Annotated in this window: 20 protein-coding genes and 2 pseudogenes; 17 read left to right on the forward strand and 5 right to left on the reverse strand. The window is 58.0% G+C overall.

Annotated elements, in window-relative coordinates:
- Positions 1 to 185, reverse strand: a pseudogene (locus tag VAE55_RS01220) (hypothetical protein); the annotation flags it as partial.
- A gap of 427 nt (positions 186 to 612) precedes the next feature.
- Here VAE55_RS01220 and VAE55_RS01225 point away from each other — a divergent pair.
- From VAE55_RS01225 to VAE55_RS01275, 11 genes are all read left to right on the forward strand, one after another.
- A complete protein-coding gene (locus tag VAE55_RS01225; RefSeq protein WP_322814010.1) occupies positions 613 to 1,500 on the forward strand; it encodes a twin-arginine translocase TatA/TatE family subunit in 888 nt (295 codons plus the stop codon).
- Positions 1,497 to 2,282, forward strand: a complete 786-nt coding sequence (gene tatC / locus VAE55_RS01230; RefSeq protein WP_322814011.1) for a twin-arginine translocase subunit TatC — start codon at positions 1,497 to 1,499, stop codon at positions 2,280 to 2,282. Before VAE55_RS01225 ends, tatC begins: the two co-directional genes overlap by 4 nt.
- 396 nt (positions 2,283 to 2,678) lie before the next feature.
- Positions 2,679 to 3,089, forward strand: a complete 411-nt coding sequence (locus VAE55_RS01235; protein ID WP_322814012.1) for a tetratricopeptide repeat protein — start codon at positions 2,679 to 2,681, stop codon at positions 3,087 to 3,089.
- Entirely contained in the window at positions 3,065 to 3,409 is a 345-nt protein-coding gene (locus tag VAE55_RS01240) for a hypothetical protein (protein ID WP_322814013.1), read from the forward strand. The genes VAE55_RS01235 and VAE55_RS01240 overlap by 25 nt, the downstream gene beginning before the upstream one ends.
- A 19-nt stretch (positions 3,410 to 3,428) precedes the next feature.
- Entirely contained in the window at positions 3,429 to 3,923 is a 495-nt protein-coding gene (locus VAE55_RS01245; protein ID WP_322814014.1) for a hypothetical protein, read from the forward strand.
- 796 nt (positions 3,924 to 4,719) lie between these two features.
- Positions 4,720 to 5,148 (forward strand): zinc ribbon domain-containing protein, encoded by a 429-nt coding sequence (locus tag VAE55_RS01250; protein ID WP_322814015.1) that lies wholly within the window; start codon positions 4,720 to 4,722, stop codon positions 5,146 to 5,148.
- A 298-nt stretch (positions 5,149 to 5,446) separates the two neighbouring features.
- A complete protein-coding gene (locus VAE55_RS01255; RefSeq protein ID WP_322814016.1) occupies positions 5,447 to 7,123 on the forward strand; it encodes a hypothetical protein in 1,677 nt (558 codons plus the stop codon).
- A gap of 12 nt (positions 7,124 to 7,135) precedes the next feature.
- On the forward strand, positions 7,136 to 8,137 hold the full coding sequence (locus VAE55_RS01260; protein ID WP_322814017.1) for a MoxR family ATPase: 1,002 nt from the start codon (positions 7,136 to 7,138) through the stop codon (positions 8,135 to 8,137).
- Positions 8,137 to 9,012, forward strand: a complete 876-nt coding sequence (locus VAE55_RS01265; RefSeq protein WP_322814018.1) for a DUF58 domain-containing protein — start codon at positions 8,137 to 8,139, stop codon at positions 9,010 to 9,012. Before VAE55_RS01260 ends, VAE55_RS01265 begins: the two co-directional genes overlap by 1 nt.
- Entirely contained in the window at positions 9,009 to 9,536 is a 528-nt protein-coding gene (locus VAE55_RS01270) for a DUF402 domain-containing protein (protein ID WP_322814019.1), read from the forward strand. The genes VAE55_RS01265 and VAE55_RS01270 overlap by 4 nt, the downstream gene beginning before the upstream one ends.
- Positions 9,537 to 9,541: 5 nt before the next feature.
- Complete coding sequence (locus VAE55_RS01275; protein ID WP_322814020.1) at positions 9,542 to 11,440, forward strand: BatA and WFA domain-containing protein; 1,899 nt, start codon at positions 9,542 to 9,544, stop codon at positions 11,438 to 11,440.
- Between the two features lie 121 nt (positions 11,441 to 11,561).
- Here the strand turns inward: VAE55_RS01275 and VAE55_RS01280 are convergent, their stop codons facing one another.
- The 3 genes from VAE55_RS01280 to VAE55_RS01290 form a co-directional block, all read right to left on the reverse strand.
- Complete coding sequence (locus VAE55_RS01280) at positions 11,562 to 12,230, reverse strand: Crp/Fnr family transcriptional regulator (protein WP_322814021.1); 669 nt, start codon at positions 12,228 to 12,230, stop codon at positions 11,562 to 11,564.
- Positions 12,227 to 12,991 (reverse strand): acetylglutamate kinase, encoded by a 765-nt coding sequence (gene argB, locus VAE55_RS01285; protein WP_322814022.1) that lies wholly within the window; start codon positions 12,989 to 12,991, stop codon positions 12,227 to 12,229. The genes VAE55_RS01280 and argB overlap by 4 nt, the downstream gene beginning before the upstream one ends.
- 116 nt (positions 12,992 to 13,107) lie before the next feature.
- Positions 13,108 to 13,260, reverse strand: a complete 153-nt coding sequence (locus tag VAE55_RS01290) for a hypothetical protein (protein WP_322814023.1) — start codon at positions 13,258 to 13,260, stop codon at positions 13,108 to 13,110.
- Between the two features lie 282 nt (positions 13,261 to 13,542).
- Here VAE55_RS01290 and VAE55_RS01295 point away from each other — a divergent pair, with 282 nt between their 5' ends.
- The 3 genes and pseudogenes from VAE55_RS01295 (at position 13,543) to VAE55_RS01305 (ending at position 15,468) form a co-directional block, all read left to right on the forward strand.
- Positions 13,543 to 13,968: a metalloregulator ArsR/SmtB family transcription factor gene (locus VAE55_RS01295; RefSeq protein ID WP_322814024.1), complete on the forward strand. Its 426-nt coding sequence runs from the start codon at positions 13,543 to 13,545 to the stop codon at positions 13,966 to 13,968.
- A 35-nt stretch (positions 13,969 to 14,003) separates the two neighbouring features.
- The gene (locus tag VAE55_RS01300) at positions 14,004 to 14,249 is read left to right on the forward strand and encodes an arsenic metallochaperone ArsD family protein (protein ID WP_322814025.1); all 246 of its coding nucleotides are present in this window, start codon (positions 14,004 to 14,006) and stop codon (positions 14,247 to 14,249) included.
- 130 nt (positions 14,250 to 14,379) lie between these two features.
- Positions 14,380 to 15,468: pseudogene (locus VAE55_RS01305) on the forward strand (ArsA family ATPase).
- Between the two features lie 25 nt (positions 15,469 to 15,493).
- Here the strand turns inward: VAE55_RS01305 and VAE55_RS01310 are convergent.
- A complete protein-coding gene (locus VAE55_RS01310) occupies positions 15,494 to 16,147 on the reverse strand; it encodes a hypothetical protein (RefSeq protein WP_322814026.1) in 654 nt (217 codons plus the stop codon).
- Positions 16,148 to 16,440: 293 nt separating this feature from the next.
- Here VAE55_RS01310 and VAE55_RS01315 point away from each other — a divergent pair, with 293 nt between their 5' ends.
- The 3 genes from VAE55_RS01315 (at position 16,441) to VAE55_RS01325 (ending at position 22,043) form a co-directional block, all read left to right on the forward strand.
- Positions 16,441 to 19,743 carry an efflux RND transporter permease subunit gene (locus tag VAE55_RS01315; protein WP_322814027.1) on the forward strand — a complete coding sequence of 1,101 codons (3,303 nt, stop codon included), beginning with the start codon at positions 16,441 to 16,443 and terminating at the stop codon, positions 19,741 to 19,743.
- A gap of 44 nt (positions 19,744 to 19,787) precedes the next feature.
- A complete protein-coding gene (locus tag VAE55_RS01320) occupies positions 19,788 to 21,341 on the forward strand; it encodes an efflux RND transporter periplasmic adaptor subunit (protein WP_322814028.1) in 1,554 nt (517 codons plus the stop codon).
- Between the two features lie 105 nt (positions 21,342 to 21,446).
- A complete protein-coding gene (locus tag VAE55_RS01325; RefSeq protein WP_322814029.1) occupies positions 21,447 to 22,043 on the forward strand; it encodes a TetR/AcrR family transcriptional regulator in 597 nt (198 codons plus the stop codon).
- Positions 22,044 to 22,084: the final 41 nt, after the last annotated feature.

Genomic DNA, 22,084 nt, shown 5'->3' on the forward strand with positions numbered 1-22,084 from the left:
AATCGCGTTCTCATCCCGCACACCGGCAGGGATCCCGCTTCCAGCCCGGCTTGCCCTCGTATGGCGTGCGGCAGCATGGCTGCCGCACCAACCGTGCTCACCATCCGGCGCGTGGCATACTGTTCCCCATCCTGGTCACGGGAGTGCTGAATGTGCTCGTGCCGATCATCGAGTCGGTCAGGCATGCATGCGATCCCTGCGCGTAGATGTTTAGTTGTACCAGGTTCGTGCCTACGAACCAGCGGCCACGGCCAGCACCTGCCGGCGGTGGTGAGAATGCTTGCACGCAGGCTAGAAGCCTGCGCCACGGGGAGCGCTTGCAGCCCGGCCTAACGCAGCGTGACATGTGGGTAATGCATAGCCCCGCTGGGGGGGAGGAACGGACAGAACAGAAGAACGAACCCACCGTCATTGCATCAGGACGCCCCAGTGCAGCTCGCTGGTCTCCCCACTCGCGTAGCACGGGAGCGGGGCCGGGGATGAGGGCGTTCTCCCGCTCCCAGCGGCAGCGGGCTGGGGTGGGGGTGATCCCGTCCCTTCCACAATCCACAGCTCCGCTTCCTGTGGTAAGATATGACTAAATGGATCGGCACCGATATCACACGGGGTCGTATGGAGATATTTAACGTTCATCTCTTTGAGTTCATCCTGATCGCCGGCCTTGCTCTGGTGCTCTTCGGGCCAGAACGCCTGCCGGAGTTGGGGCGCTTTGCCGGTAAGCAGGTGGCAAAGTTTCTGGCCTGGCAGCAACAGTCACCCGAATTGCAGATGATCAATGAAATGCGCAGCGAGTTTGAACGCGAGATTGCCCAGTTGCGCGATGAGCTGGTGCGTACCCGCAATCAACTCGATGTGCGTAATGATATGCAGGCGCTCGCCGATGAGGTAAAGGCCGCCGGTCAGCAGGTGCAAAGTGCGCTGGACGAAGTTAAGACCGCCGGTCAGCAGGTGCAAAGTGCGCTAGACGAAGTTAAGACCGCCGGTCAGCAGGCGCAAAGTGTACTCGACGACGTCAAAACCGTTGGGCAACAGGCGCAAAGTGTGCTTGATGACGCCGCAACCACTGCCAAACCGGTGATTCGACCGCCGGCCCAGCCAATTGTGCCCGCAGCGACACCGGCAGTGGCTTCGCCATCAGCTTCGGCGGTTGTGCAAACGATTACTGAGGAAGACCGTGCCTTGCTTGCCGAATCGGCACCCGCACCGGCTGAACCGGGGACAACCTCTGCAACTCCATCGCCTGAGCTCCAGGAGCAGCCGGTGATGTCCACGGCAGAGGATCACGTTCCGGCAGCAGAGGTACCTTTGCTCACCCCAAGCGACACTGCGCCAGCACTCATCTCTGCCGATGAACTGCGTGACTTGCTCAACCGGCTGAACAGTCTGGCTGCTGAATTGCAGGCCATTGTCTTTCAGTTACAGGCTCGTGGTTTGCTTGATGAACACTGGCAACCGCAGATACCTGCTTCACCTGCAACAGAGGAGACGGTAACCTCATGACCACGCGACCGGCAAGAGCCAATCGGGCCGACGATGCTTCAATGACCCTGGTTGAGCACCTGATCGAGCTGCGGAGCCGGCTGATTAAGTCTGGTATTGCCGTGCTGATCGGGATGATTTTGGGCTTTGTCGCCGTTTGGCCGCAGGGACCGATTAAGCTGATTGACATCTTGATCCTGACCTTTGCCCCGATCAACGACCGGTTTGCCCCGATTCAGTCGGTCGGTACCACCGAGCAGTTTACCAGCTACATGAAGGTGGCTTTGCTGGTGGGAGTGATTCTTGCCATGCCGGTCATCGTCTATCAGATTCTGGCCTTTATTATCCCCGGTCTTACCGATAGCGAGAAACGCCTGATCTTTCGTGCGCTACCCTTCGTTACCCTCTTCTTCGTGGCCGGGATCGCATTCGGCTGGTTCGTTACCACACCGGTCGCGCTGCAATTCCTGATCGGTTTTTCCGATTCGCCGTTGATCCAGACCCAGCCGACCTTATCCGATTTTTTGGAAACGGTCTCGATGCTGCTGTTAATCAACGGGATCGTGTTTGAATTGCCGATCATCATCTATGTGCTGGCCTATCTGAACGTGACCACCGCCCGCCAACTGGCCGGGTACCGCCGGTACGCGCTGGTGATTGTGATTATTATTGCGGCCTTTATTACCCCAACCGGTGATCCGGTGAACCTGATGCTGTTGGCCTTGCCCATGTACCTCCTCTACGAAGTGGGCATCGTTCTGGCCCGTTTCGTGCCCAATGCGAAACCGAAGACGACAGCGTAGCCTCATGAGAGCATATTTCATACCCAGGTTGCCACCTTTGTCACCACAGAGGCACGCAGGGCATAGAGAATAGGCAAAACCTGCGTTGCTACCCTCTTCCAGACTGCCGGCAGGCAGCGCGGATGGCTGACACCCATTCCAGTGCCATCACCGCCGAATTGGTTGCCTTGCCCGCTCGTCATGCGCGTGTCGCACAGTGTGGAGTGCGGCAGCCATGCTGCCGCCGCAGCCGTCCTTCGTGCCGGGCGCGTGTCGCTCGGTATGGAGTGCGGCAGCCGTGCTCACGACCGGCGCGTGTTACACCGTAGACCCGGTCGGTCACAAGAATGCTGTGTGGATCCATCACGCTCATAGCGTCGGTCAGGAATGAATAAGATAACTTCCAGGAGCTATTTTTTGCAACAGGTTCCAGTCAGAACCTTACCCGGAAATCTATGCGGCGCTACGGGTGACAGGTACCCAACGATTGGCTATACTGTTGCACGGGAGGAAGGCGACTACCCCACCGCCCGCCGCTACTACGAAGAAGCGCTGGCGATTTTCGAGGCAGTGCTGGGCCGCCGCCATCGTGCGACCGCCGTCACCCTGCACGCACTGGGGAATGTCGCGCAAGCCGAAGGCGACTACCCCACCGCCCGCCGCTACTACGAAGAAGCGCTGGACATCAAAGAGGCAGTGCTGGGCCGCCGCCATCGTGAGACATTCGTGACCCGATTTGCACGAAGCTGGCTGGTCTGGAAGGTGATCTGGGAAGCTGTGGCCTGCGCTGTGCTACCTGGTTTGTGCTGCCCGATCAAATCGCTCTGATCGGTGCCGGGTTAGTGCTTGCACTCGGTGCCGTTGGCTATTTCCGCTGGCGGCAAGCAACCGGTGTGGTACGGGCGCTCTGGCGCGTTCAGGTCGGCTGGCTGGTTATGCTGCTGTTCCTGAACCTGCTGGCCCTGCTCCTGTTGATCTGTCGCCCGTTATGGTGTATGCGCTGGCTGCCGGCGGTGCAGCGCTTGGGCTGCTCTGGCCCAGGATTATGGTACTGCCGACGCTTCGCAATGCCCGGCTGCGCGGACGACGATGGTTGTATCGAGGTTTGCAGCGATTGCCGGCGCTCAGGCGTCGCTGATGGTTGGTGATTGATCGAGGAGCTTTGATATGTCCAATCAGGTTACGGTTCAGGTTGAGTTCGTAGACAGCGATCCAGCCAGCCCCGATCCGGCGAGTGTCAGTGCCTTTGCCGACCAGGTTCTTGCCGATCTGCGCAGTCGGGGGGTTGTTCTCCAACCGGTCTACACCGGCGCGATGGGTGGTGATGTTTACGAGCTGATCCGCCAGATTGCTGAGGGTGCCGCAGCCAATAAGGATATTCTGGTGGCAATGATCAGTGGGATTATTGCGCCTATTGTTAGCGTTATCGCTGAACGAGTCAGGCAGCGCGATAAAGCATCGGCAAATCCACCCGCTTCTGCCCCGCCGGTTGTGGTGATTGTGGTTGAGGATGCCAGGATCGAGGTCGTTGATCCGGACATTTCCGCTGACGAACTGCTTAGCCGTCTGCTCGCGGCTGATCCGCAGCTTGCCGAGAAGGTCTCACCGCAAACGAAACCGGTGGTGCAGGTACGGGTGGCGGGGCGAAGGGATCGTCGGTAGGTGGTGGACGGCGGGGTAGGGGCGGGTTTGGAACCCGCCCCTACCCGGTGGTGTCATCCGTCCCCAGCAATGTTCGTCACGTTTTGGCGTGAATACCGTTGCCGGTCAGGATTGCCCGTGGTGCGTTGTATGGAGTACGGCAGTCATGCTGCCGCGCCAGCCCTGCTTACAATCCGGCGCATGGCGGAGCGGTTGCTGAGCCGGTCACGGGGATGGCAGTGTGGATGAACATTGATGCGTGACATCAGTGATGATTGCGTTGTAGCAGTTGATATGATGGGATGGTGGCACTGCTCTACGCATCCGGTACAGAGGTCGGTGGATGCGGCAGCATGGCTGCCGCACTCCAAAAAGCGGCACCGTAGTGCCGGACGTGAAAGGACGGCTGCCTCACGCTGGAGGGTGGTACATCACACCGGACAAACCCAGGTTGCCACCTATGCTGTGAGCAGGCAACGTGAGGCTAACTGCCGCGATAAACATTACGACGCTGCGCACAACATCGTGCAGCGTACTTTGATTTGGGTAGCAGCCAGTTCCTGTAGACGCGCTACGTTACGCCTCACGATAGTAACTCGAGTTATGTCCATCCTCTGTGTCCTCCGTGCCTCTGTGGTGACAAAGGTAGCAACCTGGGTTACGCTGCTAGATTTGACATGAGTCGCCCCGTCCTCCGCAGCGTGGCGTCTGCTCCCTGCCACCGCAGCGTAAAATTGGTATAATACAAGCACCGCGACACACAAACGTCGCTACTGTTTTGCCGACAATTGACTATCACGGATGACGAGGTGAGCATATGGTTGAACGGATCTGTCCAGCCTGTCGCCATGGCAACCCGCTTGAAAATCGGTACTGCGGCGCGTGCGGCGCGGCGCTCACCGAACCCGATGCGCTCGCTCCGCAGGATCAGGCGGCACTGGCTCCGCGCACCTTTCCACTGGCACTGACGCCGGCACAAGTACGACAACTCGGTACAGCGCTGGCCCTGGGTGTGGCGACGCTGGCCGTTGAAGCCGGGCGGGCATGGCTCCGGCGCCGGATAGGAGATGCGTCGACGGCAGCCCCGATCACGACGGTGACGACACCGACGATTACGACACCGGCTGTCTCAGCGCCGATAAGTGTGACGACCACGATTGTCAGTCAACGGGTCGTTGAAATCTGGGAACGTGGTGAACTGGTGCGTCAGGTGGTTGAACGCCACGTCTGGCGGCGTAAAGAATAGCTGTCAATACTTCTGTTAGGGTGATGCTGGATACCGGTGAACCGCTCGCAGCGGCTACCGGCATTCCGTTCAGCCATCCCGACAGTGGTGGTTATAGAGCGACGGTTCCCTGACGACGGTTGCCCGGTAGAATGCAGTGGTATCCAGACTCCATATGATGCAACTGGTGAAGGACGATCCGGAAGAACGCTCCAGGTGGAAAAGGAATCCCAAACCCGGAACCGGCGCGGGGGCTGCGGCGTCATACGTGTGTGGTACGATACTGGTATGACTGCTACCGCCGCAGGAAGGATAGACAATGACGCAGGCAATTAATCCGTTGCCCTATCAGGTATTGCGCCGGCATTTGCGCCCGCTGAGCATAAAGTTGCGGATTAACGATGGTCTGGTGCTGGCCAGTCGCACGCTCTGGCTGGCCTTGACCGTCGGTGCGCTGGTGGCTGCTGCCGGCTGGATAACGCCTATTCCCCATCTGGTCTGGTGGTCGTTGACGCCACTGGTGATCTGGTTGGTGGTGATGATCGGCTTTGTGTTGTTGAAGCCGCTTCCCCCACGTCGGGCAGCTCAACGCATCGATCTCCTGCTCAATCTGCATGAACGCCTTTCCACTGCGATTGAACTGCACGAAACCGGTGCCGATACGCCGCTAGCACCCTACCAGCAGGCCGATGCCAGCGCTTTGGTCAGACAACTGCATCCGCGCCAGATTCGGTTCACCATCCCGCGCCGTCCGTTGTTGTGGGCGTTGCTGCCGGCATTGGCCATGCTGGCCCTGTTGACCTTGCCCAACCCGATGGATCGGATTTTAGCCGAACGGGCGGCGGTTGCCGAGATGATTGAAGAGGTGAATCAGCAACTGGCTGCGCTCGAAGAGGAACTGGCGAATCGGCAAGATTTGACACCGGAGCAGCGTGAAGAGCTACAACAGATTCTGCGTCAGTTGCAAGAGGAGCTGGCCCGCAATCCCGGTGATCGCCAGGAAGCCCTGGCCGATATTGCTCAGGCTGAAATGAGGCTCCGCCAGCAGCTTGATCCGCAAACCGATCTGCGCCAGGCAGCGCTCGAACAACTGGCCCGGCGGCTTGAGCAGCTCTCGAATGATCAGACGACGCCACGTCCGACTCTCGATCAGTTACGTCAGCAGCTCGCAAGCCTGGCCGATAGCCTCAATCAAATGAGCGCGGCGGAGCGTGAAGCTCTCGTCCAGGAACTGGCCCAGCAGGCTGCCCAACTGGCCGCTGCCGATCCGGCAACAGCCCAGGCTCTGCAAGATGCAGCTCAGGCCCTCGAACGTGGCGACACTCAGGCCGCAGCCCAGGCGTTGCAGCAAGCCAGTCAGCAGGTCGCTAACGCACAAAATGCCGTCACCGATCAACGGGCTGTTCAGCAAGCACTTGCCAACACCCAGGCCGCCCGTCAACAGATTGCCCAGGCCGGACAGCAGGGTCAGGGCCAGCAGGCGCAGCAGGGTGAGGGTCAGCAGGCACAGGCCGGTCAGAACCAGCAGGGCCAGGGGCAGAATCAGCAGGGTCAGGGCCAGCAGGGTCAGCCCGGTCAGGGCCAGCAGGGTCAGCCCGGTCAGGGCCAGGGGCAGAATCAGCCCGGTCAGGGTGGCGGATCGACCGCCGATAATCTCGGTCAGCAACAGAGTAATGCGCCGGGGAATGCCGATCCCAACCGCCCGGCGTCGCAGCAGGGGCAGGGCAGTAATGGCGATCTGGTCTACCAGCCCTTCCGCCCATCCGGGCAAACCGGTGATCCCGACTTTATTCCCGGTCAACAGGGAAGTGGCGGCAATAGTGAGATACGACCGGGCCAGGGCCAGCAGAGTGGCATGAATAACCCATCTGTGGTGCCCTACGAGCAGATCTTCCCCGAATATCAACGCACTGCTACCGAAGCGCTTGAGCGTGGCAGTGTCCCGATTTATCTGCAAGACCTTGTCCGCGAGTATTTCTCGCGCCTTGAACCGTAGAAGGAGAACTGCATGACTGTTGCTCCCCAGGCCACGACAACCCTCTCGCCGGAAGAGTTTCGGCAGCGTGCTCAGCAGATTGAAGCTGAAGTTGCTCAGGTGATTGTCGGCCAACACGATCTGATCCGACAGGTCATTATCACGCTGCTGGCCGGTGGCAATGCGCTGCTCGAAGGCGTGCCGGGCCTGGCGAAGACTACGCTGGTGCGCACGCTGGCCGATGTGATCGATTGTAAGTTTTCGCGTATCCAGTTTACACCCGACCTGATGCCGGCGGATATTGTAGGAACGACGCTGATCAGTGAAGATGCCCACGGTCATAAGTCGTTCCGCTTTGAGCCGGGACCGATCTTTGCCAATCTGGTGCTGGCCGATGAGATTAACCGAGCAACCCCTAAAACCCAATCGGCGCTGCTCGAAGCGATGCAGGAGCGCACGGTGACCGTTGCCAAGACGATCCATCAACTGCCGAAGCCATTTTTCGTGCTGGCAACGCAGAACCCGCTCGAAATGGAAGGTACCTATCCACTGCCGGAAGCGCAGCTCGACCGCTTCTTCTTCAAGATTAACGTTGCCTTCCCCTCGGCGGCGGAACTGGTTGAGATTGCTCAGCGTACAACCGGGGCGCGCCAGCCAACGGCACGCCACGTCGCCGATGGGGCGACGATTATCCAGATGCAAGAGCTGGCCCGTACCGTTCCTATTGCCAGCCATGTCTTGAGCTATGCCGCCCGCCTGATCACGGCCACCCACCCGGAGAGCAAGGATGCACCGGCGATTACAAAGCAATATGTGCGCTACGGCGCCTCGCCCCGTGGTATGCAGACCCTGATACTGGCCGGTAAAATCCTGGCCTTGCTCGATGGCCGATACAACGTCTCCTTTGGCGATCTGCGCCTGGCTGCGCTGCCGGCACTCCGCCATCGCGTGGTGCTCAACTTCGAGGCCCAGGCCGAAGGCGTCAGCCCTGATGACGTGGTGAAGGGGGTTCTGGAAGCGGTGAAGGAAGAGTGATGGCTGGGCCGTTGCTGACAACCGCTTTTTTGCGCAAGTTAGATCGGCTGGCGCTGCAAACCCGGCGGGCGATGGCGGGCGATCTGCAGGGTGAACGTCGTAGCCCCAAACGCGGCTCGTCGGTCGAGTTTGCCGATTTTCGTCCTTACACGACTGGCGATGACATCCGGCAGATCGACTGGAATCTCTACGCCCGGGCCGAACGGTTCTACCTGAAACTGTTTGTGGCCGAAGAGGAGCTGAATGTTCATCTGCTGGTCGATACCAGTCGCAGCATGGCCTGGGGCGATCCGGAAAAACTGCACTACGCCCGCCAGATTGCCGCAACGTTCGGCTACATTGCCCTGAATAATCTTGACCGGGTGAATGTTACTGCGTTTGGTGGCCGCCCGGCGGCGGTGAGTGGCATTCGCGGCAAGCGCGGTGCCATTACCCTGTTTGAGTTTTTGCAGCGGCTGGAAGTCGGTAGTACGACCAATCTGACCCAGTTCTGCCGCACCTATCTCCAGACCGCTCGCAGCGCCGGGCCGCTCTTGCTCTGTTCTGATCTGTTTGATCCAGGCTGGCGCGATGCACTACGGGCACTGACGGCGCGACCGTTTGAGATAACCATTATGCACATCCTGTCGCCGCAAGAGATTGATCCCCCTATCGAAGGTGATATTCGCCTGGTTGATAGCGAAGGGATGCCGGCGGTTGAAATCAGTGCCGATCTCGATGTACTTCAGCGCTACCGTGACACTTTGCGCGAATGGCAACACGAAATCGAAACCTTTTGCAGTGGCCGCGGCATCCGCTACGTGTCGGTCAATACCGCTGTACCGATTGAAGAGTTTGTCTTCGCCCAACTACGACGAGCTGGTATTGTGCGATGATTGAAGTGTGCCTGATCAAACCGGCAAAGGGTCAGATCATTCGCTATCCAGCGACTGTGATCGCCTGCGATGATCAGAGTGTGACCGTGCGGGCCGAGTGGCGGTTGGGACGTGTCGATCTCGGTCTGTTCAGTATCGAGCCGGGAGATGTGATGATCGAGACGTTTTATATCAATCGCTGGTATAACATCTTCCGCGTACAGCAGCCCGACGGCACAACGCGCGGCTGGTACTGCAATATGGCTCGTCCCGCCCGTATTGACGGCACCACCATCGAAACCGAAGATTTAGAGATCGACCTGATTGTCAGCGCCGACCGCCGGCGGGTTGAACTGACCGATCTGGCTGAATACGAAGCACGGGGGCTTGCCCAAACCGAACCAAATGTCGATGCCGCGCTACGTGCAGCGCTAGCCGAATTGCACGATCTGATTGCCCGGGGCGATGCTCCGTTTACTCCCGATACACCGATTACGGATCACGGTCGCACGGCGTGCAGACCGCATACCGATATGCACAGGTAAGGTCTATGTCGTTTCTGGCACCATTAGCGTTAATCAGTGCAGCAATTGTTGGCCCAATCATCGTGGCCATGTATCTGCTCAAGTTACGCCGGGAAGAGCGCGTGATCTCGTCTACCTTCCTCTGGCAACGAATGGTGCGTGACATCGAAGCCAATGCACCGTGGCAGAAACTGCGCCGGAATCTGCTCTTGCTCTTGCAATTGCTGCTGATGATATTACTGGTGCTGGCCCTGGCCCGTCCCTTCCTACCCGTAACTGGTATCAGTGGCTCAAACCTGATCATCATCTTCGACCGCTCGGCCAGTATGCTGGCGACCGACGAACCACCGACGCGCCTGGAAGCGGCCCGTCGCCAGGCTATCGCATTGATCGACCAGCTTCCCGATAATGGCCGGGCCACGATTATTACGGTTGGCGGTCAGATGGAAGCGCCTATCGCCTCGTCAAACGACCGCCGCGAGCTACGTCGGGTTATTGAACAGATTCAACCTAGCTACAGCAATCAATCCGACTTGACCCAGGCCCTTACCCTGGCCTCAGCCCTCGCGGCCCGGGAACCCGACAGCGAAGTAGCGATTATTTCCGACGGGAATGTCACTCTTCCTGATGGCTTGCGCGTCCCAGCGCGAGTGCGGTACTTTCCGATTGGCCGGGCAACCGATAATGTGGCGATTAACGCGATTGCACTTCAGCCCGGCCCCTTCGAGCAAACCCTGTTCGTCCAGGCCACAAACTACGGTGGTCGTCCGGTGACTCGGCGGCTATCGATCTATCTTGATGGTCGGCTCGATTTTGCGATTGACCTGACCATCGATCCGGGTCGTGAGCAGAGCCTGACTCAGTCCATCCCTGCTACCGTCACGATTGTTGAGGCACGGCTCGACGAAAACGGCGATGCTTTGCCGGTTGATGATCGCGCCTTTGCCGTTAGCCCACAACGTGAAACGGTGCGCGTGCGGCTGGTCAGCGATGGCAATCGTTTCCTTGAAACCGCGCTCTCTCTGCTGCCCGGCATCGAGGTCGTGAAGGCACCGACTACGACCACCACCTTCACGGAGAGTGCGGCAGAGATTCCACTCACCATCTTTGACGGCGTCACACCCGCCGAACTGCCACCGGGGAACCTGCTCTTCATCGGCCCCCTCCAGAGTACCGAACTCTTTTCAATCACTGGCGAATTTGACTTTCCGCTCATTCGGCCAGCGACACTCGAAGATCCCCTCCTGCGCAACGTGCGCTTGAACGATGTCAACATCTTGCGCGCACCGCGCATCGTCCCCGGCACATGGGCGCGGGTCATCGTTGATAGCGATGGCGGCCCCCTCCTGCTGGCCGGAGAGCGCGAAGGGCGGCGGATTGTGGTGTTGGCCTTCGACCTGCACCTGTCAGACCTGCCGCTCAACATTGCCTTCCCGTTACTCCTCTCGAACATGATCGAGTATCTCTTGCCGGTGAGTGGCGTCCAACTGACCACCGGGCAGCCGATTGTAGCGCCGGTTGATCCGAGTATTGAAGAGGTTCGGATCATCCGCCCGGATGGGCGCGTCGTCAGCTCACGCGACGGCCAGGTGCAGGTGCAGACGAATCAAACCTTTTACACCAATACCGACGTTCCCGGCGTGTATACGCTGGAGGAGCGGCGCGGAAATGAAGTCATTGCCAGTCGTCGCTTCGCGGTCAATCTCTTTGCGCCCAATGAATCACGGATCGAACCGCGTCGCGACCTTAGCATCCCACAGATCAGCGGTGCGCAGAGCACGGTCGTTCGTGAGCGGGATGGCCGGCAAGAGATCTGGCGCTGGTTGGCTTTGGTCGCATTAATCGTGCTGTTGATCGAATGGCTCTACTATCAACGCAATACGCTCACCATGCTCCGCGAGCGCTGGCGGCGACGGACGGCTTAGGTGCGATTGAGGTCGGGTGGGCTAAAGCCCTGCCTCACGACGGGAAAGTCCCTGCGGGGCTAGAGGTGCCACCCCCGGCTCGTGCGGGCTGAAGCCCTTACGACAAAGCGCGAGCGGTGGCTCACGACGCCAGCCGGCGCAACTGAGCCAGGTCGGTCAGAATGATGGCATCGTCGATGACCTGGATCAGATTCGCTTCGCGCATATCACCCAGGGCTTTGGTAACCGTCTCGCGATAGGCACCGATCATCTCGGCTAGTTGCTGGTGGGTATAGCGAACGATCTTCATCGGTGTAGTATCATCCGTCGGATCACCAGCCAAATCAAGTAAGAGTGCGGCCAGGCGTTGGGGTACGCTTTTGAAGGCAATATCGGCCAGGCGTTGCTCCATTGTGCGCAGGCGTGACCCCATCAATTCCATCAGATCAATTGCTGCGGCAGGGTAGCGACTGAGAAAATTGCGCAGTGCTTCCCGCTCGATGCGGGCTACAGTACAATCGGTCATCGCCTCGGCACACGTGTCGTGCATCCCGGCTCCGATCAAGGCCATTTCACCAAACAGACCGGGCGGATGCAGTACCAGCAGTGTAAGTGCCCGCCCTTCAGGCGATACCTTGTAAATCCGTATGCGCCCCTGCTGTAAGAAAAACACGTGTGTACCGGTTTCATTCGGAAGATGAAAGATATGCCCGGATGGATACGAGGCAACCTGCAACAGCGCAGTCAAGTCTGCCCGTGCCGCCGGCCCTAGATCGTGAAAGAGCGAGAGGACATTGCGTTGGTCACTCATTCAGACAATTCTCCGTGGGTAAAACGAGTACCGCCGTCGTGCAGACCGGCCAGATTGACAATGCGCACACTGCTGGCGCCACGTTGGAGCGCTGCTAATGCCGCACGTACTTTTGGGATCATCCCGCCGGATATAACACCATTCGCAATCAGTTCTTCGACTGTAACCGGGGTGAGAGTCGACACGACGTTGCCATCAACCAGTACGCCAGGGACATTACTGACGAAGACCAGTTCGGCCCCCGCCAGTGCACCGGCCACCGCTTCCGCAACCATATCGGCATTGACGTTGTAGCTGAGACCATCAGTAGCCCCCAGAGCGACTGGGGCAATCACCGGTATCCAGCCCAGAGCCAGCAGATGACGCAATGCCGCACCATCGACCGTGGTTACCTCCCCGACACGTCCAAGATCGCGCCCTGCCGGGCGGTACGGCTCACAACGCAGTAACCCCAGATCGAGACCGCTCAGCCCTATCGCTTTGACCCCGGCGTTCACCAGGGCCGTGACGATCCGCTTATTGATGGTACCGCAGACCACCATCTGCATAATGTCCATTACTGCCGGCGATGTCACGCGCAGGCCATCAACAAACTCAATCTGCAAACCGGCCCGTTCGACTGCCGCGCTGATCTCTTTGCCCCCACCGTGGACAAGGACGAGCGGTTGCTGAAACGTGCGCAGCGCCATAGTTAAACCGCTGAGGAAGGTTAGGTCATCCAATTCGTGACCACTGACTTTGATCACACTGATTGTTGTCATAGAGAGATATGCCTGTACTACTGCAATGCTTTCTCAACCAGACCCGCCTGTTGTATCTGCCGGACCAAATCACGGCCATTGTACCTGTTCAAGCGCCACCGATAATGCAGTGTCGTCTAGATCGGCAAGAGTGACATTATCACAGCCAGTCCAATCACCCAGGCCACTGCACGCAGCTCGCACGTCAACGGATGATCGACACCGAGTATCAGGCCAAACGGTGCGGGCAATAACAAAGCCATCGCAATGGTTACAATGAAGGAAGCCACACTAATATCAGTGTCGCACATACGAAGACGAACAGATTATACCCGATGTGCGCAGAGAGCAGACTCCACGATAGCCGCTAAACCACTGAGCTTGATCGCAGGGCGCAAACATCCTGCGCATCTGGTCTACTCGCACCACCCTGAAGCCATCCTATTATCCCAGGATAGCTTTTCTTTGTCGCACAGCTACTATTGCACAAACGGTATTTGACAAGATTGAAGTCGAGCAGTATGATCTTATCAGTTATTTCAATGGGCGTTGACATATCTGATGAACAATAGATGCAAGCTCTCTCTCCTGAAAAAGACCACACAACCTATGACCATCCGGCGGCTATCCTGGACAGCGCCGTCGTCGAGCGGCTGGTGCGGCAGCTGAAAGTCCTGGGTGAGCCCAACCGACTGCGAATCGTGGCGCTATTGCGTGAAGGAGTGCAGTGCAACTGCGAACTCAGCGATGCGCTGCAAATGGCGCCCAACTTAATCTCTCATCACCTGCGCATTCTGCGTGAAGTGGGGTTGGTCGATGTCGAGCGGGATGCTGTCGATGCGCGCTGGATCTACTATTCACTGAACCAGGCAGCACTCACCGAGCTCATGACGACCTTCAACGCATTCTTTGACCTGGTGCGCATCAAAGATCGTCACCCGGCGTGTTGTCCGCAGTCCAATGTTGTGCGTACCAAAGATATTTTGGTGACAACCTGATTTTTTTCTGAATTAGTTCGATGGAGATTGAACCAATGGACATCAACAGTCTGCCTTCAGTAGCAGCTTCTGACGGTGTGACCGATGCGACTGCTCCTGTAGTAGAGTTTTATGACCCTCCCATGTGCTGCCCTACAGGCTTGTGCGGCCCAACGCTTGATGAAACACTGCTGATGGTCAATGAGATGGTGCTTCGACTCCAGCAGGAGGGAGTGCCTGTAGCGCGCTATCAGATGACCAGTCATCCGCAGAAGTTTCTAGGACAACCAGGCGTGATGTAGTTGGTGCAGACGCAACAAATGGCAGCGCTGCCCATCGTGGTCGTCGGCGGCCGTATTATCAAGAGTGGCGCCTATCCAACTGAAGCAGAAGTGCGTAGTGCACTCGCTAGTGCTACCGAGGTACGATGACATGTCCAGCCGTTACATTTTCTTTTCGGGCAAAGGTGGCGTCGGTAAGACCTCTATGGCGTGCGCCACTGCCGTTCAACATGCACTACAGGGTCGACGCACCTTGATCGTCACCACTGATCCAGCTTCCAATCTAGCGGATGTCTTCGAGCAACCTATCGGCCACCACATCACGCCGATTGCCGCCATCAACAATCTATGGGCGATGGAGATTGATCCTGATCAGGCAACAGAGGAATATAAGGCGCACACGCTCGACCCCATTCGCGCTATCTTCCCGCCGCAGATGGTGGCTGTCGTCGAGGAATAGATGAGCGGCCCCTGCACCAGCGGAGTCGCTGCCTTCGACCGCTTCACCGATTTTCTAGTCGTCAACCGTGCGTCTCAGCCAGAAAGCTTCGATGTCATCATCTTTGACACAGCACCGACCGGCCATACAATCCGTTTGTTGGAATTGCCGGCGGAATGGACGCGCAGCATCGAGCTAACGGAACGGGGCAGTGGGCAGACGTGCATCGGTCCAACGGCAACAATCCAAGCGGCAAAGGTCAAGTATGAGCAGGCGCTGGCGACGCTGCGCAATGCGCAGCAGACCGAGTTTGTTTTTGTGTTGCAGCCAGAGGCGATCTCGATCCGTGAAACACAGCGTGCAATTACCGAATTGCAGCGGCTAGAGATGCACAACTTCCGGCTCATTGTCAACGGCATTATTCCGCCAGCTGCATTAGAGACGCCACTGTTTGCAGCGCGTGCAAAGATGCAACAGCACTACCTTGCCACGATCGCCAGTGCGCTACCCTATCCGACTCAGCGGATGACTTTGTTCGATGGTGAGATTAAGGGCTGGCAACGGCTCAAGCAGGTGGCGCCTGCTCTGGAGGATGCAACAGCGACAGCACCAGATCTAACTTCCACAGTGTCGGTCGACCTTCTTGGGCGCAATTGGTTTACGCGTAAAGGTGCGACCTCCCAGCGAAGTTGGTCAGCGCCGTTGTCGGCGATTCTGGCGCAGATCAAACCGAATTCGCACCGTCGCACGATCTTTTTCGCAGGAGTGGGGCGAGCTGGCATCTCGCCCTACGAAAAGTGACTCAGAAGCGATGTTTCGGATAGGTTCAAGAATACCGAGGTGTGCCGTCGGCTGGGGCTGCATAGCAGCAATATCCATAAACCGCTGAGTAGTGATGGCTAGGGTGCTGATACGGCAGAACCTTCTGCTCATCAAGCCAGAGCATCACCTCCAGATAGAGATAACGCATCGCAATGCGGAGGTCTCCCACCTGCCGGGCAGTCTCGGCCAGGCGCTGTGCTTCGGAAAAAGTAACCGGCTTACCATCTTGGCCGGCCGCTGTGGTAACCAGCTGAAATACCCGATGGACACTGCACACCCAAAACAAGAGTATACCACCGAACAGCAACGCTATCACTGCAAGCATCACCCAGATAGCCCCGCCGATCGGTGAGCCATCGCCGTCAACCGGAGCTTCCGGTACGTCAGGCAGATTAGGGAAGAGATTGGCAATACGCTCGAATAACCAGTTGAGGAAGCGAGTTAACCAACTCTCGGATTGACTACGGTTGAACGGCGGTTCGTCAAAGACCGCTTCCCAATGCTGCAAGGCATCGGCAGATAGCGCACTACCGGTCGGTTCTAACGCATCAATCAAGCCTCCCAGCCGGGCAGCGATACGAGGCAGGTCGGGTGTCGGTTGAGCCAGTATCTTGGCTAGCCAGGACTGATCGACCGGTGCGATCTGACCATCGGGCATACGCACTAGCGGATCGCCGTTAGATCATCAGCCAGTGCTCTCACCTTAAGCAGATCACCCCGTTGGGTCGCAGTATAGGCAGCCGTCATAGACGGTCGTACTGGGGGAGAGACACCTCAATCGGCTGCGCAGATACGTCCGGCAACTAGATCAACCAGGTTATCAGCCAGCACATAATCAAGCTTAATCGAAGCCTCATTATTTCTACCCTTGACCGTCAGAAAACTTTACGGTATAGTAAAAACAAGTGTGTGACAAACCCTGTGCAACGCTGTTTCGTGGGAGGATGACCAATGGCCCCGCAACGCCGGGAAAAACTGAACGGAATCTGGATTTCTGATGTCTCGATTCGCCAGCCCGTTTTCATTACCATGGTGATGCTTGCCTTCATCACTTTTGGTATTCTCTCATTTCGTTCGACCCCCGTTAACTTACTACCGGAAATTGATGTCCCCATTATTGCTGTTAGCGTTACCTATCCCGGTGCTGGCCCGGAGAGTGTGGTTGAGCAAGTCGTGCGACCAATTGAAAATGCAGTCAACACGCTTGCCGGTTTACAGCATATCACGTCGCAGGCCAGTGAAGGATCGGCGCTGATCATTCTTGAATTTGAAGCCGGTAACGAAGCGAAACAGCTCGAAGAGGATGTCCGGCAGCGGGTGAACAGTATCTTACCCCAACTGCCGCGTGACGTGCGACAGCCGATCTATCAACGCTTCGATCCCAATCAGTCGCCGATCATGCAGATCGCCGTTGCCGATACGTCTGGCCGGTCGCCGCTTGAATTGCGCACCCTGATCGAGGAAGAGATTGTGCCGCTCATTCAGCGCACATCCGGGGTTGGCTCGGTCACGGTGAACGGTGGTCAGCAGCGCCAGATCAACGTCTGGCTTGATCTGACCAAACTTCAGGCGTATGGCCTGCTACCGGCTCAGGTCAGCCGGTCGTTGCAGCAAGCCAATGCCAACCTCGGCCTGGGCACCATCGTCGAAAATAATACCGAGATCAGCCTGCGGGTGCCGTCGCTCTTGCGCAGTGCGGCTGACATCGCGAATGTGCAAATTTCGGGCACCCCATATCGGGTTGGCGATGTTGCTGTTGTGGAAGAGGGTGTTGCCGACGTTACCACTATCTCCCGCTTGAACGGGAGCGAGGCGATCATTATCAATGTGCTTAAGCAGTCGGGGGCCAACACCGTCATCGTAGCCGATAATGTCTACCGAGCGATGGATCAGGCCTTCGCCGCGTTTCCTGAATTGACCTACACTATTCCACTTGACGCCTCAGAGGCCGTGCGCTCATCGGTGCTCTCTTCGCTGGAAGAGCTGATGTTTGCCTCGGTAGCTGCGTTTCTGGTGGTCTGGTTCTTCTTCGGCAACCTGCGCAGCACGATTATTACGATGCTTGGTTTGCCGGTCATTCTGATCGGTACCTTTATCTTCATGCCAATTTTTGGCCTGACGATTAATCTGGTGACACTGCTTGCCCTCTCACTCTGTGTCGGTCTGGTGATCGACGACGCGATTGTGGTGCGCGAAAATATCTTTCGCCACCTTGAACGGGGTGAGAGTGCGCGGGTAGCCTCGTCACGCGGGACGTGGGAAGTTGGTTTGTCGGTCGTGGCGATGACGCTCACGATTGTGGCAGTATTCGTGCCGGTGACCTTCGCCGAGGGTGTGGCCGGGATTGTCTTTAAGTCGTTCGGGCTGGTGGTGTCGATTGCGATTCTGCTCTCGCTGGCGGAAGCCTTCACCTTTGCGCCGATGCTTTCGGCCAATTTATTCTCCAACATGAAGGTGAAGCCCAAAGTGCATCATCAGCAGCACCAGCCAATTGTGGAAGTACCGGTTTCCGATGAAGTTAGCGAGCGTGACATCGGGCTTTTGCAAGAGGCCAACGAAGACCCCGGTCGACTTGGACGCTGGTACGGTAAGCTGCTAGGATGGACGCTAGCGAGCCTACGAAATCAGTTGATCGTTGTCGGGAGCGCGATTGCAGTGCTGCTATTAAGTGTGTGGGTCGCGAGTGGGTTGAAGTTAACTTTCTTCCCGGAACAAGACCCACACGAATTCGTTATGCGCTTTGAGGCTGCGCCGGGCACTACTCTGGCCGCAACCGATCAGTTAGCCCGACAAGCCGAGCAGGTTCTCCTGAATGATCCGGCAGTCGAGAATGTGATTGCCAGAGTCGGTTTCCCTGGCTTTCCGGAGCGGGCCGAATTTGCGGTGACGCTGGTTGGGCGCACGCCGACATTGCCGACGCAAGAGCGACTACGTGAGCAATTGACCTTTTTACCCCGTCTGAGCTTCTCGGTGCCGAGCTTCCAGCCTTCGGGCGCCGGGGTCGAAGGGCGTGAATTGCAGGTCAGTCTCCAGACAACCGGACCGGCTACCGAGCTGGCGCCACTAGTTGAGGCGATCAAGCGCGAGATGGCGGCTATTCCGGGTCTGGTTGATATTGATAGCAATTTGCAGGTTGGTAAGCCAGAACTGCGGCTACGTGCCGATCCGGCCCGAATCGGTGAACTGGGTATTACCAACGAAGATATTGCGATTTCGGTGCGTGCGCTGATCAATGGTGACCGTGCTACGGTGTTGCGGACGGACAACACTGACCTCGATGTGGTGGTGCGACTGGCGCCCCAGGATCGGGCCGGGGTTGAGACGTTGAGTGCGATCAGTATTCCAACCCGCGCTGGTGTGGTGCCGCTCAGTTCGCTGGGTACGGTTGAACTGGCCTCCAGTCAGGTTTCAATCCGGCGGTACGACCGGCTCAATCAGGTGTTGATTGGAGCTAACCTCGAAGGCGTCAATCTGACCGATGCTCAGGCTGCGTTGCAACAGCGAATTGAGGCACTCAATATTCCGCCGAATGTGGTTGTCAGCTACGTCGGTACCTTTGCGCAGACTAGCGAAGGCTTTTCGTCGCTCTTCCTAGCGATGGGTCTTTCAGTGCTCTTCGTCTACATGGTGCTGGCCTCGCAATTCGGTAGCTTCACGCAGCCGCTAGTGATTATGATGGCGATGCCATTTAGCTTTATCGGTGCTTTCCTAGCCTTACGCCTGGTTGGAATTGACCTCGACATCACCGGGATGATTGGTCTCATTATGCTCCTCGGTCTGGTGGTGAAGAACTCGATTCTGCTGGTCGACTTTACCAACCGCTTGCGTGAATTAGGCCTGAATAAACACTCGGCACTGAAGCTAGCCGGCGCCATTCGTTTGCGCCCAATCCTGATGACGGCTCTCTCGCTCGTGGCCGGTGCCATGCCGACAGCGCTTGGTCTGCACCTGCTGGCAACCGGTGAAGGCAATGAGTTCCGCAAAGGGCTGGCCTGGGTCTTGATCGGCGGTATGCTGACATCAACCGCGCTTACGCTCCTGGTGGTGCCAACCGTCTATAGCCTGATGGACGCCGCCGTGACCTGGGTGAAACAGCGCTTCGGAGTGGGTCAGGAGCACGAAGGTTTCGAGTTACCTGCGCCCGGCCCTGGCGGCGCCAGCACGACGCCAGCGGCTAGTACAAGTACCCCAGCGGCTCGCGCGGTAGTACCGACGTCGCCACCAACACCTGCCGGTGAACCATCGGCTGATTAAAGACACATGTTGAGTGAACCATACCTGACAGGAGCCAGTAGACAATGCGATGCATCATTATCGGAACATTATTAAGTGGATTGTTCACCGTTCTCACGGCCTGTGCCGCGCCGACACCGGCAGCAACGCCAGTGCCAACAGCAGCGCCCGCAGCCCAACCAACGGCGGCGCCCCAACCGACCACCGCTCCGCTGACGATTGAACTGCCCAATCAGCCCACCATCAGCCTTGGTGTTACGGCCGGTGGTGAAGTGGTAGCCCGCAACAGTGCGGAATTAAGTTTCCGCATTCCCGGTGTGGTTGCCGAGGTCTTCGTGAATGAAGGAGATACTGTTCAGGCGGGTGATCCATTGGTCGCCCTCGACGCCCGCGAGCTAGAGCTACAAGTTGCCCAGGCTGAAGCTAGTCTAGCGCAGGCACGCGCCAACTACGAACGGTTGCTGGAGGGGGCAACACCTGAAGAGATAGCGGCGGTGCGGGCGCAGGTGGCGCAGGCCCAGGCCGCGTTGCGCCAAGCCCGTGGCAGCGTTACCGATGCTGATATTGCCGCGGCTGAAGCAGCGCTAGCGCAAGCAATTGCCCGCCGCAACGATCTGCTCGATGGGCCGAACGATGCTGAACTCACCGCTGCGCGTGCAGCAGTTGAGCAGGCAGAGGCGAATCTGAACATTCAACGTACCAACCTCTCGGCGGCGAAAAGTAATGCCGAGCTTCAGATGTTGCAGGCAGCCAACGCCTTGCGTGATGCCCAACAGGCTTACGCCGACCTGTACTGGAAGAACCGTGAACGTGAGCAGCAACTGGCGAAGTTTGGCTTAGAGCTGCCGAAAGAAGCGAAAGATGCTGAAGAGCAATTGCTCCGTGCCGTCGAGTCGGCAGAGGCACGCTACAAGCAGACGCAACTGGCCTACGAGCAGGCTCGGCAGAACGAGATAGACGGTATTGCTGCGGCTGAAGCCCAATTACGTTCGGCGCAGAGCAATTTGCAGCGACTGCTCGATGGGCCAACCGCTGACCTGATCGCAGCAGCTGACGCTGCGGTAGCTCAGGCCCAGGCTACGCTGGAACGGCTGCGTGGCGATCAGCGGGCCGGTGCTCTGGCCGCGGCGCAGGCTGGCGTGGCGGCAGCCCAGGCCAACCTTGAACGGATCACCGCGCCACCAACGGCTCAGAGTCTGGCCGCCGCCGAAGCCGCCGTGAAGATCGCCGAGGCAGCGCTGGCAGCGGCGAAACTCAACCTTGAGAAGGCAGTCTTGCGGGCGCCATTTGCCGGTGTGGTTGCGCAGGTGAACGTCGATCCCGGCGATCTGGCCGGAACCGGTGCATTGCCGGTGGTACGGATCGTTGACGCCAGCGAGCTGTATGTCGAGGCTGCAATCAGCGACACCGATATTGCACGGGTGCGCGAAGGGCAGCAGGTAGAAGTGCGCCTCGATGCCTTGCCCGGTACCGTCTTTACTGGTACCCTTGATTTTGTGGCACCGGTTGCGAATACGGTAGGCAATGTACGTACCTTTACCGTCCGGGTTAAACTCGACCGCCAGGAAGAGCTGCGAGCCGGGATGAGTGTTCGCATTACCATTCTCACCGACAAGTAACGTCGACCGCCGCAGCCGCCTGTTTGTCGGCTGCGGCATGTTTTTGTAAATTGTGGTATATTGCTGGGTAACACAACCTCGTTAGCCGGCTGATGTGAAACAACTATGAGCATGACGCTCCGTGAACGCCGCCGCCGAATGCTGCGCGATGAAATCCTCGCTGCAGCCCAGCAACTCATTGCTGAGCGAGGATTTGCTGCGCTGGCGATGGATGAGCTGGCAGCACGCGTTGGTATCTCGAAACCAACGCTCTACAATCAGTTTCCTACCCGCGAAGATTTGCTGGCAGCGATGATTGCACGCTTGATCCGCGATCTTTTTACCGCTGCCGCGATTGGTGAACCAACGGATCGTTCGCCACTGCAACAGCTCTGTGATCTGCTGCACGCCAGTATTGAGTTTCAGATCAGACATCATGCTGCGGCCTTTCAACTCTGGTTACCGGAAGTTGCCGAGCTGCTTGAGAAGCATCCGCAATCGCGTGACGAGCTACTAAAAGCACAGCGGCGAGTCTGGCGGCTGGCCGAAGCGTCTATTGCGAATGGTGAGGTAGCCGCCGATCTGCAACCGGTTGATGTGATCCGCACCTTCTCTTCCTTGCTCTGCTTCCCCTTTGTCGGTGGGCGTAACCTGCCACCGGCAGCCGATCCAGTAGCGACAGCCGATCTGGTGGTACGTATCTTCCAGCAGGGATTGCAATAATGTCGCCCGGCAAGATCACTCGGCGGCTGACGGGCAGGTAG

Source organism: Chloroflexus sp. (assembly GCF_034432675.1).
GTDB lineage: Bacteria > Chloroflexota > Chloroflexia > Chloroflexales > Chloroflexaceae > Chloroflexus.